Consider the following 15,289-nt stretch of genomic DNA (forward strand, 5'->3'; position numbering starts at 1 on the left):
GCTCTGCGGCGCCGAGCGGCTTGCCGCCGGAGCGGGCGGAGCGCACGCTGGTGGGAGCAGGCACGGCGGGGGCCGAGCGCAGGAGGCCCGTGATGCAGAACCAGTGGGACGTACAGCTGAGTTTCGAGGAGGACGGCATCCACACGATGTGCGACGCGCGGCTGGTCGGCGCGCGGGCGCCGGGCCTGAGCGGCCACGGGGAGGCGGTACGGAGCCTCGACGACCGGCCGCTGGCCAGGATCGGCGAGGAGATGGCGGCCTCACGGGCGCTGGAGGAACTCGCCTCCCGCCTGAAGGCCCAGGCCTCGGGCGAGATCGCCGACGAGGGCCTGCGACCCGCCTACCTGATCTACTGAGCCTGGATTCGAACCCATCAAGAACCCCACCAAGAACCCCACCAAGCTTGAACCCCGCCAAGAAATGGTCCTGGCGGGGTTCAAGCTTGGTGGGGTTGCCAAGCCGGACTCAACAGCCGTGGAAGCGGCGGGACATGACAGTCCCCGGTAGTCCTCCTCGATCCCCTGAGTCCTCCAGTCGTCGCTGAGGTTCCGAGATCGAGCGGATCTGCCGGGGGCCTAGCCAGGCCCATCGACAAGGGAGTCACTCGGTCGGCCGATAGACGTCTCCGTCGGCGGTGCGGCTCTCTCCTGTTGTCTGGTGTAATGACCAGTTTCCTCCCTATTTGTCCCTCGTCAAGAGGCTGACCTGTCTCCCGTATGGACGTCCCGGCCCGGTCAACCGCCGTACTCGGCCAGGTAGGTGGAATCCGGCTCCGCCGACTTCCCACCGGGCGGCAATCCCGACAGAGTGTGAAGGCTCGGCTCTGCGAGGGCTCCGCGAGGGCTGGGCGAGGGCTGGGTTCGGAGCAGGCGACCGGCGGTTGACAGGGGAGTGCGGCATTGGGACTGGACGCACTGAGAGCCGCCGACCCCGAGGCCGTCGGGCAGTACCAGCTGCTCGCCCGGCTTGGTTCGGGAGGTATGGGGGTGGTGTACCTGGCCCGTTCGCCGGGCGGGCGGCGGGCCGCAGTGAAGGTGGTGCGGCCGGAGCACGCCGAGCACCCCGAGTTCCGTTCCCGCTTCCGGCGCGAGGTGGCGGCCGCCCGGGCGGTCGACAGCCCGTACGCGGTGGCGGTGCTGGCCGCCGACACCGAGGCGGACCTGCCGTGGCTGGCCACCGGGTACGTGCTCGGGCCCTCGCTCGCGGAGGCCGTCGCCGAGCACGGCCCGCTGCCCGTCGGCTCGGTACGGGCGCTGGGTGCGGGCCTGGCCGAGGCGCTGGCCGCGATCCACGCCGCCGGGCTGATCCACCGTGACCTCAAGCCCAGCAACGTGCTGCTGGCCCCGGACGGGCCCCGGGTCATCGACTTCGGCATCTCGCTCGCCGTCGACGGCATGGCCCTGACCCAGGTCGGCATGCTGGTCGGCACGCCCGGCTTCATGTGCCCGGAGCAGGCGGCCGGCCGTCGGACGGGCCCGCCGGGCGACCTCTTCTCGTTGGGCTCGGTGCTGGTGTACGCCGCGACCGGGGCGGGCCCGTACAGCGAGGACGGCGGCACGCTGGCGATGATCCACCGGGTGGCGAACGAGCGCCCCGACCTCGGCCGGCTGCCCGAGGGGCTGACCACCATCGTCCGGGCGTTGCTGGCGAAGAACCCCGAGCTCAGGCCGACCACCCGGGACCTGGTCGAGATCCTGGCACCCGAGGGCACCTCGGAGGCGTTCGCAGGCGACTGGCTGCCAGGCCGGGTCTCGGCCGCGCTGGCCCGGCACGCGGGTCGGGTGGTCGAGTTGGAGACACCGCTGCGCGAGCCGTCCCCGGACCCGACCCCCACCCCGCCCGCGCAGCCGCCCGTGCCAACGCCCGTGCCAACGCCCGTGCAGGCGGCCGAGCCGGTGCCCGGGCGGGCGCCGGTCCGGCTGTCCCGGCGCGCCCTGTTCGCGGCCGGGGGCGTCGCCGCCCTGGCGGTCGGCGGGTCGGCCCTGGCGCTCGCCCGGCCCAGGCTGCGCCGGGCCGCGCCGCCACCCCAGGACTTCGGCGGGCCGACGCCCGACGTGCTCTGGCGCTACCACTCCAGGACGGGCCAACTTGCCGTCGCGTACGCGGCCTTGGACAAGTTGACGATCTGCGCCGTGGGTAACGCGCTGGTTGCGGTGGACGTGGTCGGCGGCGCCGAGCTGTGGTCGCAGTACGGAGTCCAGGCGGACGCCGTGGTGGTGCACAACCGGACGGCGTTCGTACTCGGCGGCAGTGCCCTGCGCGCCTACTCCACCGGCGACGGTACGCCCAACTGGGCGTTCACCGGCTGGGATTCGAGCGGCGGCCGGCTGGTGCCGGAGGCGCTGCTGTGCGCCGACGACCGCGCGGTCTACGCGGGCGGGCGGATCCCGGGCACCGGTACCGGCACCGCCCGGGAGTACGGCTGGTTCGCCGTCTCGATCGCCACCCAGCAGCAGCTCTGGCTCGACTCGGAACTCCGCCCCGATCGCGCCTTCGACTTTGTCGGCCGGAGTCAGAGCGGCGCCCTGCTCTTCGCGGACAACCTCGGCTACCTCGACTTCGTCGACCCGAAGGACGGCAGCCACCTCTGGTCCGACTACACCAAGAACGACCGGGTGGGTTGGGTGGTGGCCGACACCGACCAGCTCTATCTCCCGCTCGGGGAACAGGGCTTGCAGGCGCTGCGCAGCTTCGACGGTGCGCAGCAGTGGGAACACCGCGACCCGATGGACCAGGCCGGGCCCTACACCCCGGTGGCCGTCGCCGCCGGGATCCTCTACACCAGCCCCAGCCGCCCCGAGGTGCGCGCCCTGAGCGCGCAGGACGGGACGCACCTCTGGAGCTGCGCGCTGCCGGGCCCGCCGACCGGCGTCACGCCGCTGCTGGTCAACGACACCCTCTTCGTGCCCGGTTGGGACGCCCACCTCTACGCGGTCGACATCCAGCAGCGGAGGATCCGCTGGACCTTCCGCTCCACCCCGCTCACCGGCGCCGACTGGCAGTTGAGCACGGACGGCGAGCGGCTGTTCGCCCAGTACGGGACGGATCTGTACGCGCTGCCGCCCGAGTGAGGCGCGGGCGCGGGCGCAGCGCGGACAGATCCGTCGGGCGCCGGTCAGGTTGGTCGCCGGTCAGCTCGGGGCGCCGAAGTCCTGGGTCCACCACGGGCCGCCGGTGCCCTCGTGGACCCCGACACCGAGTTCGGTGAAGGCGCAGTTGAGGATGTTCGCCCGGTGGCCCGGGCTGTGCATCCAGGCGTCCATGACGGCCGCCGCGTCGCTCTGCCCCTGCGCGATGTTCTCGCCCCAGGTGCTCCAGTGGTAGCCGGCTGCCTCGATCCGGGCCTGCGGGCCCTGGCCGTCGGGGTTGGTGTGGTCGAAGAAGTGTCGGGCCGCCATGTCGTCGGACTGGCCCTGGGCGGCCGCCTGGAGCTGGGAGTTGGCCCGTACCGGTCCGCAACCTGCTTGTGACCTCTGGTTGTTGACCAGATCGAGGACTTGCTGCACTACGCCGACGGCGGCCGCCGGGCCGGGCACCGGTACCGAGGTGGTCGCCGGTGCCGAACTGGGGCTCTGGGTCCGGGTCCTGGCGGTCGGGGAGGCCGACGGCCGGGCCGGGCTCGGGGTCGCCGGGGCGGACGAGGGTGCGGCGGGCGGCGTGGAGGTCGTGGCGACCGGGGCCGGCGCCGACGGGGAGGCGGGCCGGGGGCTCGCGACCGTGGGCGTGGGCGAGACGGGGGAGAGGACGGCCACCGCGTCCGCCCGGGTGGTCGGCGCGGACGGTGGCTCCTGCTCGGCCATCACCACGCCGGCGGCCGCTACCGTCAGCACGGCCGTCCCCAGCATCGCCGTCAGCACCCGGTTCCGGGGCCGGGGCCGCCGACGCCGTCCGGGCCCGCCCGACCGGGCCCGGTGGCCGCCCGATGCCCGCGAATGCCCGGCGACCCGGGTCGCTGCCTGAGCCGCCTGAGCCGCCTGGGCTGCGGCGTGCGCACGCGGGAGGGGTACCAGCGCGAGACCGGCGAGCAGGCCCTCGGCGGGGACCAGGTCCTCCCACAGTCGCGAACAGTGCGCGCATTCGCGGGCGTGCCGGGCTATTCGCTTGCGCCAGAGGGCACCCGGCGTCCCGTCCCAGCTCACCGTCAGCTCGGTCAGCTCCGGGCAGCGCGGTACCGCCGAGAGGGCCCGGACGACCGCCCGGGCGGTCTCCAGCTGGGTCTTCATCCGCTGCACCCGGACCGCCGCGTGCTGCGGGGCCAGCTCCATCGCCATCGCCAGCTCGGGCCTGGTCAGCTCGCCCGCCGCCTCCAGCCACCACAGCGCCAGCAGCTCACGGTCGTTCTCGTCCAGCCAGCGGGTCGCCTCCGCCGTCTCGCGGCGCTGCCCGGACAGGCCGAGCCGCAGGATCGTCAGCCCCACGAAGTCCGAGCCGGGATCCGCCGGTTCGTGGACGTCCGGCTGGGCGGACTGCTGGATCTGCTGCGCCTGGCGGTCCTGGTGGCGCCGCCGGATCTGGTTCATCGCGATGGCCACCAGCCAGGACCGGAAGCTGGCCGGTTCGCGCAGGCTGGGCAGGTTGTCGACGGCGCGGAGCATCGTCTCCTGCACCACGTCATCGGTGTCCGGGTGACCGCCGAGAGCCCGGCCGACGATGTTGTAGACCAGCGGCAGGTGGCCGCCGATCAGCTCGTTCGTCGCGTGCTGGTCACCGGTCTGCGCCCGTATCACCGTCGCTGCGCCGCAGTCCCTGTCCATGTCGTGGTTCCTTCTCGTCGGCCCGCCCGTTTCTGCCCTGTCGTGATGGGAGATCCGGCGGTCGGCAGCGGATAACAGAAATTCGGATAACAGAAAATCTGGCCGGGGTGCGGGGCCTCAGGAGGTCAGTTCGGCGAGCAGGGCCCGCCCCTCGGGCCAGTCGCCGAGGCCGGAGGCGCTGTTGAGATGTCCGAAAGGTCCGATCTCGACGAAGCGGGAGCCCCAGCTGTCGGCGAAGTGGCGGGACCGGGCGGGGGAGCACCAGGGGTCGTCGCTGCTCGCGACCACTACGCTCGGGAAGGGCAGCGGCCGCAGCGGGACCGGGCGGAAGTTCACCAGCTCCGGGATGTCGGCGGTGTCGATGTCGGCGGGGGCGACCAGCAGCGCGGCCCGGATGTCTGCGGAGTGGGTCTCGGCGTGGGCGGCGGCCCAGTGGGCGACGGTGATGCAGCCGAGGCTGTGGGCGAGCAGCACGACCGGGCCTTCGCAGGCGGCGACGGCCTTGTCCAGGGTCGCCACCCAGTCGCCGAGCAGCGGCTCGTCCCAGTCGGCCTGCTGAACCCGCCGCAGGCGGCCGTCCTGCTGCTCCCACCTGCTCTGCCAGTGCTCGGGGCCGGAGTTCTGGTAGCCCGGTTGGACCAGGATCGTCAGGTCCGGCGTCGGCTGCGTCATCGGTGGCCTCCCGTGGGGTGACTCGTACGGAGGACGGGGCACCGTTGGCCGTCCCTTAGGGCAGGACCCTATCCGGTCCCCGGAACGCCCCGGCGGGAAGGGCCGGAGACGGTACGGAGTCAGCCGAGTTCGCCGGCCGCCTGCTTGATGGCCTCGCGGATCCGGAAGTACGTGCCGCAGCGGCAGACGTTCTGGATCTGGTCGATGTCGGCGTCGGTCGGGGTCGGGGTGCGGCGCAGCAGCGCGACGGCCGCCATGATCTGGCCGGGCTGGCAGAACCCGCACTGCGCCACGTCCTGGTCCAGCCAGGCCTGTTGGACGGGGTGCAGTTGGTCGCCGGTGGCCAGGCCCTCGATGGTGGTGACCTGCCGGCCGGCGCAGTTCTGCACCGGCACCGTGCAGGGCTGGATCTCCGAGCCGTCCAGGTGGCTGGTGCAGGCGCGGCAGACGCCCACGCCGCAGCCGTACTTGGGCCCGGTGACACCGAGCTTGTCGCGCAGCACCCAGAGCAGCGGCATGTCGGCGGGGGCGTCGACGGTGACCGCGCTGCCGTTGAGGATGAAGTCGTAGCTGGGCACGTGAGGTCCTTCAGAAGTCGATTCAGAAGCTGATTCAGAAGTTGATCGGGAAGCTGCGCGGCGAGGTGCCGGTGGCCCGGGCGTAGGCGTTGGCGACGGCTGCCGCCGCTGCGGGGACGCCGAGTTCACCCGCGCCGCCCGGGTCGCCGGTCGGCGGCATCAGGTGCACCTCGAAGGCGGGCGGGCTGTGCCGCTGGCGGGCGTAGTGGAAGTCGGCGTAGCTGCCCTCGCGGACGGCGCCCTGGTCGATGTGCAGGCCGGCCTGCAGAGTGACGGAGATGCCGTCCATCACCGCTCCCATCAACTGGGCTTCCAGGCCACGGGGGTTGACCGGCAGGCCGACGTCGGCGGCGACCACGGCCTTGGTGACCCGGGGGTTGGCCGGGTCGGTGGCGTCGAGCTCGACCAGGCAGGCGACGCTGGAGCGGTGCTCCTCGTGGAAGGCGATGCCCTGGGCGTGTCCGGCGGGCATCGCCCGTCCCCACTGCCCGGCCTGGGGCTGACGGGTTGAGGAGTGGCAGACGTGCTGATGAGTCAGTTTCCTTCGCGGACACCGGGTGGAGCCCGGGAGGGCAGGGGCACTGGAGCATAAGGAGACCCCCTCACCCGGTCAACATGAGCATGACGCGCGCCCGGAGGGTTCAGCAGGAGGCGGTTCACAGGTAGTCGTCCAGCCGGGCCAGCGTGAGGCCCTGGTCCGCCACGGCGCGCAGGACGCGGCGGAGCATGTCGCACATGGTGCCGCCCTTCCACTGCTCCGGGCCGAGGAAGTGGGTGAGGATGATGTCGCCCGGGTGGAGCCGCTGGTCGGCATAGCGGTACTCCAGGTGGTCGGGGAAGGCCTCCTCGTTCCAGATCGGCAGGGCGGTGATCCCGCAGGACCGGGCGGCCCGCAGGGTGGCCTCGGTGAACTCCCCGTACGGCGGCCGGAAGAGCACCGGGCGTGCGCCGAGCTCGCGTTCCAGCTCGTCCTGCTGGCCGCAGATCTCCCGGCGCTGCTCCGGGTAGCCGAGCCTGCGTAGGTCGGGGTGGTTGAGGGTGTGGTTGTTCACCCGGACGCCCTGGTCGCGCAGCTCACGGAAGTAGCCGTAGTCGCTGCGGGCCAGGTAGCCGGAGACGAACGCCGTGAAGGGGATGCCCAGTTCACGCGTCATCCGGCTGAACTCGGCGTCCTTCTCGGCCCCGTCGTCCACCGTCAGGAAGACCACCTGGTCGCTGGTCGGCACCCGGAACACCAGGGGTGGCAGGTCGCCGTGGACCGAGACGCCGGGCTGGGCCGTCAGCTCGGGCTTGTCGGCGGGCGGCGCCGGGGGCGGCTCCGGTACGGCGTCCAGGCCCCAGCGCCGCGCGGTCTCCGCCGCCTGACGGATCGCCAGCGCCTGGCGCGCGGCGGACCTCGGGCCGTTGTCCTCCTGCTCGGCCGTCCGGTCGGGCGGGGAGGGCTGGGCGGGCGGTGCGTGCGCGGCCCGGGGAGCCGAAGCGGCCGGCGGGGTGGGCGTGGGGGCGGTGGCGGGCGCGGTGCAGCCGGCGGCGGTCAGGGTGAGGCAGGTCCAGGCGGCCAGACGGAGGCGGGCTCGCGGTGTGACGGCTCGTGATGTGATGGATCGTGAGGTGACAGTTTGTGATGTGACGGTTTGTGAGGTGACGGCTCGAGGTGTGACGCGCAGGAACGGCATATCGGCCGATGATCCCCACGGAAGGGGGCGCGCCAACCGGCGAACGCCCCGACGTGCACCGAACGGGCCAGTGCCCGGATCCGCCCGGCTGGTCACGCGGTGTGACCGTCCCCCGGTTGACACCCCTCCGGGGCGGGCGTACAGAGAAGAGATGCGGCACGCGAGCGACGGTACGAAGGCGACGCGGAGCACCACCGGCCGTCCGTCCGAGGCGGCCGACGCCGTCGCCCGGGACGAACTGCTCGCCACCGGGCTGCGCCGGGCCGTCGAGCACGCGGCGGCGTACGGCGGCGTGGTCTACCTCCGCTCGCCCGACCGCCGCTCGCTGGTGCTCAGCACCGTCGCCGGGGTGCCGCTGCCCGTGCTGAGCGGGTTCCGCCGGATCCCGGTGGCCGGCCAGCTGCCCGCCTCGCTGGCCTACCGCACCGGCCGCACCGTCTACCTCTCCGGCGCCGAGGAGACCATGCGGCGCTTCCCCCGGCTCGCCGTCGGCATGCCGTACGCCTTCGCCTCGGCCTGCGCCCCCGTCGGCGTGGGCGCGGATGCGGTCGGGGCGATCTGCGTGCTCTGGCCGAGCACCAACACCGGTATCCCGCTCGCCGCCCGCCGCCACCTGCGGACGGCCGCCAACCGGCTGGGCACCGCACTGGCCGACCTCGCCGCCACCGGCTGCGCCGTGGAGGCCGTCGGGCAGCCGGTGGTCGTCGAGCTGCCCGGGCCGGTCGGCCCGGCCGTCCAGGTGGGGCTGTTCGACTGGGACCTCGCCACCGGCGTGGTCACGCCCGACGACGGGCTCTGCGTCATTCTCGGCGTCGACCCGGAGCGGTTCGACGGCCGGGCCTCCGCACTGGCCGCGCTGATCGCCCCCGAGGACCGTCCCCGGCTGCGGACCGCAGTCCTCGCCGCCGCCCGGACCGGGCTGCTGCCCTCCCTCACCATCCGGGTCGCCGACGGTCACGGCCGCTTCCGCCCGGTCCGGCTCTGGGGCCGGGTGCCCGAGGGCCCCGCCCGTACCCACCTGATCGGCGCGGTTCTGGACACCACGCACGGCGCCGCCGCCGTCGCGGCCGTCGAACGCCTCCGCGACGGCGTCTTCGCGCTGGACCCGGAGGGCAGGGTCGACTACGCCAACCGGGGTCTCGAACTGCTGCTGGACGTCCCGCGCGAGCGCCTGCTCGGCCGCCACCCCTGGTCGGTGCTGCCCTGGCTGGCCGATCCGGTGTACGAGGACCGCTACCGGGCCGCGATGGTCTCCCAGCGGCCGACCGCCTTCCTGGCCCGGCGCCCGCCGGACCAGTGGCTGGCCTTCTCGCTCTACCCCGACGCCCACGGCCTGACCGGCCGGGTTGTCCCGGCCGTCCCACCCCGGGACAACCGGGCGGGCCCGCCCACCGAAGGCCTGCCCGACGCCCTGCCCGAGGCTCCGCCGGTGGCACGGGCCGGACCGGGGGCGATGTACCACCTGCTCCAGCTGGCCAGTGCGCTCACCGAGGCGGTGTCCGTCCGCGAGGTCTGCGACGCCGTCGCCGACCAGATCATGCCGGGCTTCGGCGGACAGGAGCTGGCGATCTACCTCTCCCGGGCGGGCCGGATGTTCCTGGTCGCCCAGCGCGGCTACCCCGACGGCTTCCTGGACGGCTTCGAGGGCACCTCGCTGCGGGCCAGGCTGCCCGGCACCCAGACCCTCAGGGCGGGCGTCCCGATCTTCTTCGAGTCCGAGCAGGAACTGCTCACCGCCTACCCCGGCATTCTGCTCGACGAGATGCGCGCCTGGGCCTTCCTGCCGCTGATCGCCTCCGGCCGCCCCGTCGGCACCTGCATCCTCGGCTTCGACGAACCCCGCGTCTTCACCGCCGAGGAACGCGCCGTCCTCACCGGTCTCGGCGGCCTGATCGCCCAGGCCCTCGAACGCGCCCGCCTCTACGACGCCGAGTTCGCCGTCGCCCGGGGCCTCCAGCAGGCCCTGCTCCCGCACCGCCTCCCCGACCTCCCCGGGCTGGCCATCGCCGCCCGCTACCTGCCGGGCACCCAGGGCATGGAGATCGGCGGCGACTGGTACGACGCGATCGTCACCTCCCGGGGCATCTGCCTGGTGATCGGGGACGTCGAGGGCCACAGCGTCGGGGCCGCCGCCATCATGGGCCAGCTGCGCAGCGCCGTCCGCGCCTTCGTCACCACCGGCAGCCCGCCCGACGAGGTGCTCCTCCGCACCAACCGGCTGCTGGTGGACCTCGACCCCGGCCTGCTGGCCAGCTGCTGCCTGCTGCGCCTGGACCCGTCGGACGGCCGCGCCCAGGCCGTCCGGGCCGGGCACCTGCCGCCGCTGCTGCGGCACCCCGACGGCCGTGCCGAGGTACTCGATCTGGCCGGCGGCACGCTGCTCGGCGTCGACCACGGCAGCGCGTACCCCGTCACCGACCTCGTCCTGCCGCCGGGCGCCGTGCTCGCCCTCTACACCGACGGCCTGGTCGAGGAGCCCGGCACCGCGATCGACCAGGGCATCGACCGCCTGCGGGTGGCGCTCGCCCACGCCGGCGACGCCACCATCGAACACCTGGCCGACCACCTGCTGGGCGATGCCCGCCACCTGGCCCACCGTGCGGACGACGTCGCGCTGCTGCTCACTTCCCGGGACCGGGAGGAGCGGTAGGGGGTGGATCGGTCAGTGCCAGTAGACGGTGTCGCTGCCGGGGCACTGCCACCAGGCCCAGACCGCCACGGCCAGGATCCCCGCGACCAGGCCGAGCAGCACGACGCAGCCCGCGACTCCGGTGCCGCATCTGGGTTTGCGCGGGGCGGCCGTGACGAGTGGCGCGACGCGGCGTACGTCCGCCGAGTGGTACCGCACGGTGCCGGGCGTCCCGCCGCCGGGGGCCGGGGGGTCCCGCCGGGACCTGACCCCGTTGGCCCGGGCCGTCCCGTCCACCGAGGCCACGCCGGGCCAGAGCGTGCTGACCTGGCGCACCGTCAGCCAGTTGGCCTCCTCGTCCGTCATCCCACGCCCCCTTCCGCTCCCCAGGACTCCTGGACGCCGCCGAGCGGTTCCACCCGGTGCCGGGGTTTTCCCGCACCTCTCATCACACGACCGGGCCGACGTAGCGTCAAGGCCGCCCGAGCCAGGGGTTATTGCCGGGAGCGGGCGGCGCGGGTGAGGACGGCCCGGGCGGCCTCGAGTTCCCCGGTCAGCTGGTCGTGCAGGGTCGGCAGCAGGGTGAGGGCGGCCTCGGCGGCGTCGGGGGTCGGGGCGGTGTCGGTGCGGGCGGCCGCGACGGCGGCGCGCAGCGGCATGGTGGTGAGCGCGGTCTCCCAGGCGGTGCGGTGCACGCCGGTGGCGTAACGGGCCGTCAGGAACTCCAGCGGGTCCAACGCCAGGCCGTCGGTCTCGCCGGGGGCGGCGAGGCGGTGGTCGGGGAGCAGCCAGGCGACGCCGTCCCGGGCGACGAGTTCGAAGGCCCGGCTCTCGTCCGGGACGGCCCAGTGCCCGGTGCCCGTGGTCGCGGCCCGCAGCAGCCGCTCCAGCATCGCCTCCTCGCGCGGACCGCTCGCCCGCTCCGGGTTCGGCCGGTCGAGCAGCAGCTGCTCCAGGTGGTAGCGCTGGCCCCAACTGCCCACCCAGCGGCGCATGGCGCCCGCCCGGGTCTCCCGGATCGCGGCCAGTGCCAGCGCCCGGGTGGTCAGGTCGCGCCGGGCCGAAACCTCGGCGCCGCCCGGGCCGCCCTGCTCGAGTGCGGCCTGGACGGTGGCCACGGTCGGCCCGTCGTACCAGCGCAGCGTCCAGTGGCGGCGGGCGGGATCGTACAGCGTCTCGATCCTGGTCCGGTGCTGCGCGCCGAGCCGTTCGGCGAGGTGGCGCGGGCCTGCCGCAGGGGAGGAGGTGGGGGTGGCCATGATCAGCACAGTAGCGACCGGCGGTGCGTGAGCCCGGTAGCGGCGCTGCCGGGTTCACCCGTACTGCTGGCTCTTCGGTGGTCCTGACGGCTTGGGCGAAGACCCTCACCCCGCTGCGCGCCCTCGGAGTACCGTGACGGCGGCCGGGATCGACGCCGGGGTCTGGGACCGGGCGGTCCACCACGGCCTGTTCCTGATCCTCGACGTGGCCGTAGGCGGCGGCCTCCCCACCGCCTACGGCGCGACCGCCGGCCCCGCCACCGTACCGGGCCACCCGATGCGGGTCCGGTCCGTCGACGTCTCGACCAAGGCCGGCCCGCAGCCCTGACGGGCCGGGCCCACCGGGTGCTCTCAGTCGAGCGGCGCGATCTGTTCGCCGGTACGGGCGAGGTGGACGGTGATGGCCTCCACCGGGCAGAGGTCGGCGGCTTCGGAGAGCTGGTCGCGGGCGGTGGAGGTCGGGTGGGTCGGGTACGCGCGGCCGTTCGGGCCGAGGGCGAGGTCGTCGGGGGCGGAGGCAGCGCAGTGGCCGGTGCCCACGCAGCGGGTCTGGTCGACGCGGACGACCAGCTCGAGGTCCGGCCCGGCGGCGCTCACCAGGCGACCCGCAGGGTCAGCGGGCTGCGGGTCATCAGACCTGTCCGCCACTCGATCGCCCCGACCGGTTCGGCCAGCCGCAGGGCCGGCAGGCGGCGGGCGAGGTGGTGCAGCCCCGACTCCAGCTCCATCCGGGCCAGCCAGGCGCCGAGGCAGTGGTGCGGACCGGCGCCGAAGGTCAGGCTGGGGGTGTCCAGGGGAGCGAACAGGTCGATCCCGCCGAGGTCCGGATAGATCTCGGGGTCGTGGTTGGCCGCGCCGGTGTCGGCGGCCACCACGCTGCCCGCTGGGATGGTCACGCCGCCGATCTCCACCTCCGCCACCGCGCGGCGCAGCATCCCCGGCAGGGCGTCGGTGGCGTCGCCCAGCGGGATCGAGCGCAGCACCTGCTCGGTCGCCTGCGCCGCGCTCTCCTCGTCCCGTCCCACCCGGTCCCAGGCCGTCCGGGCCGCCGGGTCGTCACCGAGCAGGTAGACCAGCGCGTTGCCGAGCGTGGTCATCGTCGTCTCGTGCCCGGCGACCACCAACCCGCAGACCAGCGAGGTCAGTTGGGCCTCGCTCACGCCGCCGGTCTCGTCCGCGGCGGCCAGCAGGCTGCTGACCAGGTCGTCCCCGGGGTTCTTCCGCCGCTCGAGGACCAATTGGTACCCGAACTCGCCGAACTCCCGCATCGCCGTCACGATCTCCTCGACGGTGTAGGCGGTGGTGGAGAGCGCGTGGTCGCTCCAGTGCCCGAGGCGTCGCAGATCGAGACCGTCGAGCCCGAGCAGCCGGCTGATCACCGCGACCGGCAGTGGCCGCGAGAAGCCCGCGATCACGTCGGCGGGGGAGCCGGACTCGACCAGCTCGTCGAGCAGCCCGTCGACCACCGACTCCACCCACGGACGCCAACGCGCGATGGCGCGCGGGGTGAACGCGCGCTGCACGGTGCGGCGTACGCGCTGGTGCTCGGCGCCGTCCACGTTGAGCAGGCTGTCGGGGTCGTCCAGGATGTTGGGTATCAGCGAGACCGCCGGTGCGTCCGGTGCGTAGAGCGAGGCCCGGTTCAGCCGGGGATCGGTCAGGGCCTGGCGGACGTCCGCGTGCCGGGTCACCAACCAGACGGGGGTGCCGGTGGGCAGCACCGCGAGCCTGGGCGGCCCGGGTTCGGCCTGCTGCAGGCAGTGCAGGGGGATCAGCGGGCCACCCGCTGGGGTCTGGCTCTGGTCGGCGGACATTCTCACGTGCTCCTCGCGCTCGGCCGAGGGCGCCCTGCTACGGCAGGAGCCTGAGGGCCTGTGTCTGAACCTGCGCCGGGAGGGGCCCCCACGGCACGTGCGATCGCACGCACCGTGGGGGCCCCTCCCGGCCGAAGGCTGGGGGAGACCCGCGCCCGGCGCAGGTTCAGACACAGGCCCTTACCGACCGTAGGTCCCCGAGCGACCGTCGGTAAGGGTGCGAACCGGCCATCGCGGTACCCGATTTGGCCATCGATGGCGCATCAGGGGAGTACCGGGGCCCCGGGGCCGCCCGGGCGGCGACGTAGCATGCGGGTATGGCTCAAGATCCGCGCGCGCTCGACGACTCCCACCTGGCCTTCTGGCGCGAGCGCCACCTCTGCACGCTGACCACGCTGCGCCCCGACGGTTCGCCGCACGTCGTCCCGGTCGGCGCGACGTTCGAGCCGGAGACCGGGGTGGCGCGGGTGATCAGCCACGGCGCCAGCCGCAAGGTCCGCAACGTGCTCGCCGCCGGACCGGACGGCCTGCGGGTCGCGATCTGCCAGGTCGACGGCGCCCGGTGGTCCACCCTGGAGGGGGTCGCGGTGGTGCGGGACTCGCCGGAGGCGGTCGCCGAGGGCGTGCGCCGCTACGCCGAGCGCTACCGCGAACCCCGGGTCAACCCCGAGCGGGTGGTCATCGAGATCAGCGTCGACCGGGTGCTCGGGCGGGGCTGACCTCCCGCCGGCGCCGGCGTTTATCGAGCGTTGAGGGGCGGTGGCAAGGATGGTGGCGTTCCCGTCCGAACCGCCAGGAAAGCGACCCGTCAGATGCCGCAGCCGCTCAGCGCCCCCGTTCTCGATGTTCTCGATGACAGCGACACTGCCAAATTCCATCTGCTGCTCGACCGGCTGGTGTCCTCGTTGGCGGAGGACCGCCGCGCGGTGGAGGCGGCCGCCTCGGCAGCGGAGGCGGAGGTGGCGGCGGCCCTGTTCAGCTGACGCAGCGTCAGCGCAGAACGGCACCGGGGATTCCGCATGCGCACCAATCACCATGGGTATGCAAGTCACTGCACAGGGTGATGGCGTGACCGGAGGTCAGGCATGCGGTGGTGGGACGGACTCTTCCCCTGGTGGCCGCCGATTCCCGGTGGCGGCGGTGGTGGCGGCGGCAATGGCGGTGGCGGTGGCAACACCGGCACTACGGTCTTCACGGCTGACTTCGGCTCCGCCCAGCAGTGGGTGGCGGGCCGGAGCAGCGCGTACCCGGGCATGGGGCCGATCAACCCCGGCGACTGCAAGCTCGACCACCTGACGGCCCGCTACTGCCCGGCCGGGGTCTTCAAGGCCGATTTCCGGGCAGCCGACGGCCTGTGGGACTGCGACCTGCTCACCACCGAGGGCAGCCCCGAGGCGTTCCAACTGCGGACGGGCGACGTCCTGGAGTCCAGGCTGACCCTGCCGACCGGCCTGGGAGCCTGGCCGGCCATCTGGACCTGGAGCGACGGTGGCAACGAGGTGGACGCGTTCGAGTACCACCCGGACCACCCGGGGATGCTCGAGTTCTCCAATCACGTGCACAGTGGCTACTGCTACTGGCAGGACCCGGGCGTGGCACCGGGCGCCACCCGCGACCTGAAGGTCGTCCTCGGGGCCAGGTCGGTGGACTGGTATGTGAACGGCGCTCTCGCGCACTCCGACGGCCGGGGTGTGGGCCGGAACTGGTCCGCTTACCTGATCGTCAACATCTCGGTCAGCGACGGGACCTTTCACAGCGCACCGGTCGACCGGACCGAACTCAGCTGGACCTGCCTCTCCCTCACCGTCCGCCGCTAGCCCTGTCCTTCGCACATGACTCTTTGTGGCGATTCGTAGTCCTCGGTGGTGTCGTCGCCGGGATGTGCGCGTTGATGGTGGCGTGCCTGT

General features: G+C 73.5%; 14 protein-coding genes and 2 pseudogenes. 7 read left to right on the top strand and 9 right to left on the bottom strand.

The features are described 5' to 3' along the window. Positions 1–92: 92 nt before the first annotated feature. Complete coding sequence (locus P3T29_RS17705) at positions 93–356, top strand: dsRBD fold-containing protein (RefSeq protein WP_280717458.1); 264 nt, start codon at positions 93–95, stop codon at positions 354–356. A 543-nt stretch (positions 357–899) separates the two neighbouring features. Continuing rightward, positions 900–3,071, top strand: a complete 2,172-nt coding sequence (locus P3T29_RS17710; RefSeq protein ID WP_280717459.1) for a protein kinase — start codon at positions 900–902, stop codon at positions 3,069–3,071. 60 nt (positions 3,072–3,131) lie between these two features. On the opposite strand, the gene P3T29_RS17715 is transcribed toward P3T29_RS17710, so the two are convergent. The 5 genes and pseudogenes from P3T29_RS17715 to P3T29_RS17735 form a co-directional block, all read right to left on the bottom strand. Further along, complete coding sequence (locus tag P3T29_RS17715) at positions 3,132–4,754, bottom strand: sigma-70 family RNA polymerase sigma factor (protein ID WP_280717460.1); 1,623 nt, start codon at positions 4,752–4,754, stop codon at positions 3,132–3,134. Between the two features lie 117 nt (positions 4,755–4,871). After that, positions 4,872–5,426: an alpha/beta hydrolase gene (locus P3T29_RS17720; protein ID WP_280717461.1), complete on the bottom strand. Its 555-nt coding sequence runs from the start codon at positions 5,424–5,426 to the stop codon at positions 4,872–4,874. A gap of 119 nt (positions 5,427–5,545) precedes the next feature. Next, positions 5,546–6,004 (bottom strand): 2Fe-2S iron-sulfur cluster-binding protein, encoded by a 459-nt coding sequence (locus P3T29_RS17725; RefSeq protein WP_280717462.1) that lies wholly within the window; start codon positions 6,002–6,004, stop codon positions 5,546–5,548. A gap of 34 nt (positions 6,005–6,038) precedes the next feature. Continuing rightward, positions 6,039–6,497: pseudogene (locus tag P3T29_RS17730) on the bottom strand (molybdopterin cofactor-binding domain-containing protein); the annotation flags it as partial. 163 nt (positions 6,498–6,660) lie between these two features. Further along, positions 6,661–7,680, bottom strand: a complete 1,020-nt coding sequence (locus P3T29_RS17735; RefSeq protein WP_280717463.1) for a polysaccharide deacetylase family protein — start codon at positions 7,678–7,680, stop codon at positions 6,661–6,663. 151 nt (positions 7,681–7,831) lie between these two features. Between P3T29_RS17735 and P3T29_RS17740 the strand changes: the two genes are divergently transcribed. Beyond that, complete coding sequence (locus tag P3T29_RS17740) at positions 7,832–10,330, top strand: SpoIIE family protein phosphatase (RefSeq protein WP_280717464.1); 2,499 nt, start codon at positions 7,832–7,834, stop codon at positions 10,328–10,330. 12 nt (positions 10,331–10,342) lie between these two features. Here P3T29_RS17740 and P3T29_RS17745 read toward each other — a convergent pair whose 3' ends face one another. Then, entirely contained in the window at positions 10,343–10,675 is a 333-nt protein-coding gene (locus tag P3T29_RS17745) for a hypothetical protein (protein WP_280717465.1), read from the bottom strand. A gap of 128 nt (positions 10,676–10,803) precedes the next feature. Beyond that, positions 10,804–11,568 carry a hypothetical protein gene (locus tag P3T29_RS17750; protein WP_280717466.1) on the bottom strand — a complete coding sequence of 255 codons (765 nt, stop codon included), beginning with the start codon at positions 11,566–11,568 and terminating at the stop codon, positions 10,804–10,806. Between the two features lie 148 nt (positions 11,569–11,716). On the opposite strand from P3T29_RS17750, the pseudogene P3T29_RS17755 reads away from it, so the two are divergent. Continuing rightward, positions 11,717–11,896: pseudogene (locus tag P3T29_RS17755) on the top strand (hypothetical protein); the annotation flags it as partial. 23 nt (positions 11,897–11,919) lie between these two features. Here the strand turns inward: P3T29_RS17755 and P3T29_RS17760 are convergent. Both P3T29_RS17760 and P3T29_RS17765 read right to left on the bottom strand, forming a co-directional pair. Next, entirely contained in the window at positions 11,920–12,165 is a 246-nt protein-coding gene (locus P3T29_RS17760; protein ID WP_280717467.1) for a ferredoxin, read from the bottom strand. Then, on the bottom strand, positions 12,162–13,382 hold the full coding sequence (locus tag P3T29_RS17765) for a cytochrome P450 (RefSeq protein ID WP_280717468.1): 1,221 nt from the start codon (positions 13,380–13,382) through the stop codon (positions 12,162–12,164). The genes P3T29_RS17760 and P3T29_RS17765 overlap by 4 nt, the downstream gene beginning before the upstream one ends. A 317-nt stretch (positions 13,383–13,699) precedes the next feature. Here P3T29_RS17765 and P3T29_RS17770 point away from each other — a divergent pair, with 317 nt between their 5' ends. From P3T29_RS17770 to P3T29_RS17780, 3 genes are all read left to right on the top strand, one after another. Then, entirely contained in the window at positions 13,700–14,101 is a 402-nt protein-coding gene (locus P3T29_RS17770; protein WP_280717469.1) for a TIGR03618 family F420-dependent PPOX class oxidoreductase, read from the top strand. Between the two features lie 93 nt (positions 14,102–14,194). After that, on the top strand, positions 14,195–14,365 hold the full coding sequence (locus tag P3T29_RS17775) for a hypothetical protein (RefSeq protein ID WP_280717470.1): 171 nt from the start codon (positions 14,195–14,197) through the stop codon (positions 14,363–14,365). A 102-nt stretch (positions 14,366–14,467) separates the two neighbouring features. After that, positions 14,468–15,199: a beta-glucanase gene (locus P3T29_RS17780; RefSeq protein WP_280717471.1), complete on the top strand. Its 732-nt coding sequence runs from the start codon at positions 14,468–14,470 to the stop codon at positions 15,197–15,199. Positions 15,200–15,289: the final 90 nt, after the last annotated feature.

The sequence above is a fragment of the Kitasatospora sp. MAP5-34 genome, from assembly GCF_029894335.1.
GTDB lineage: Bacteria > Actinomycetota > Actinomycetes > Streptomycetales > Streptomycetaceae > Kitasatospora.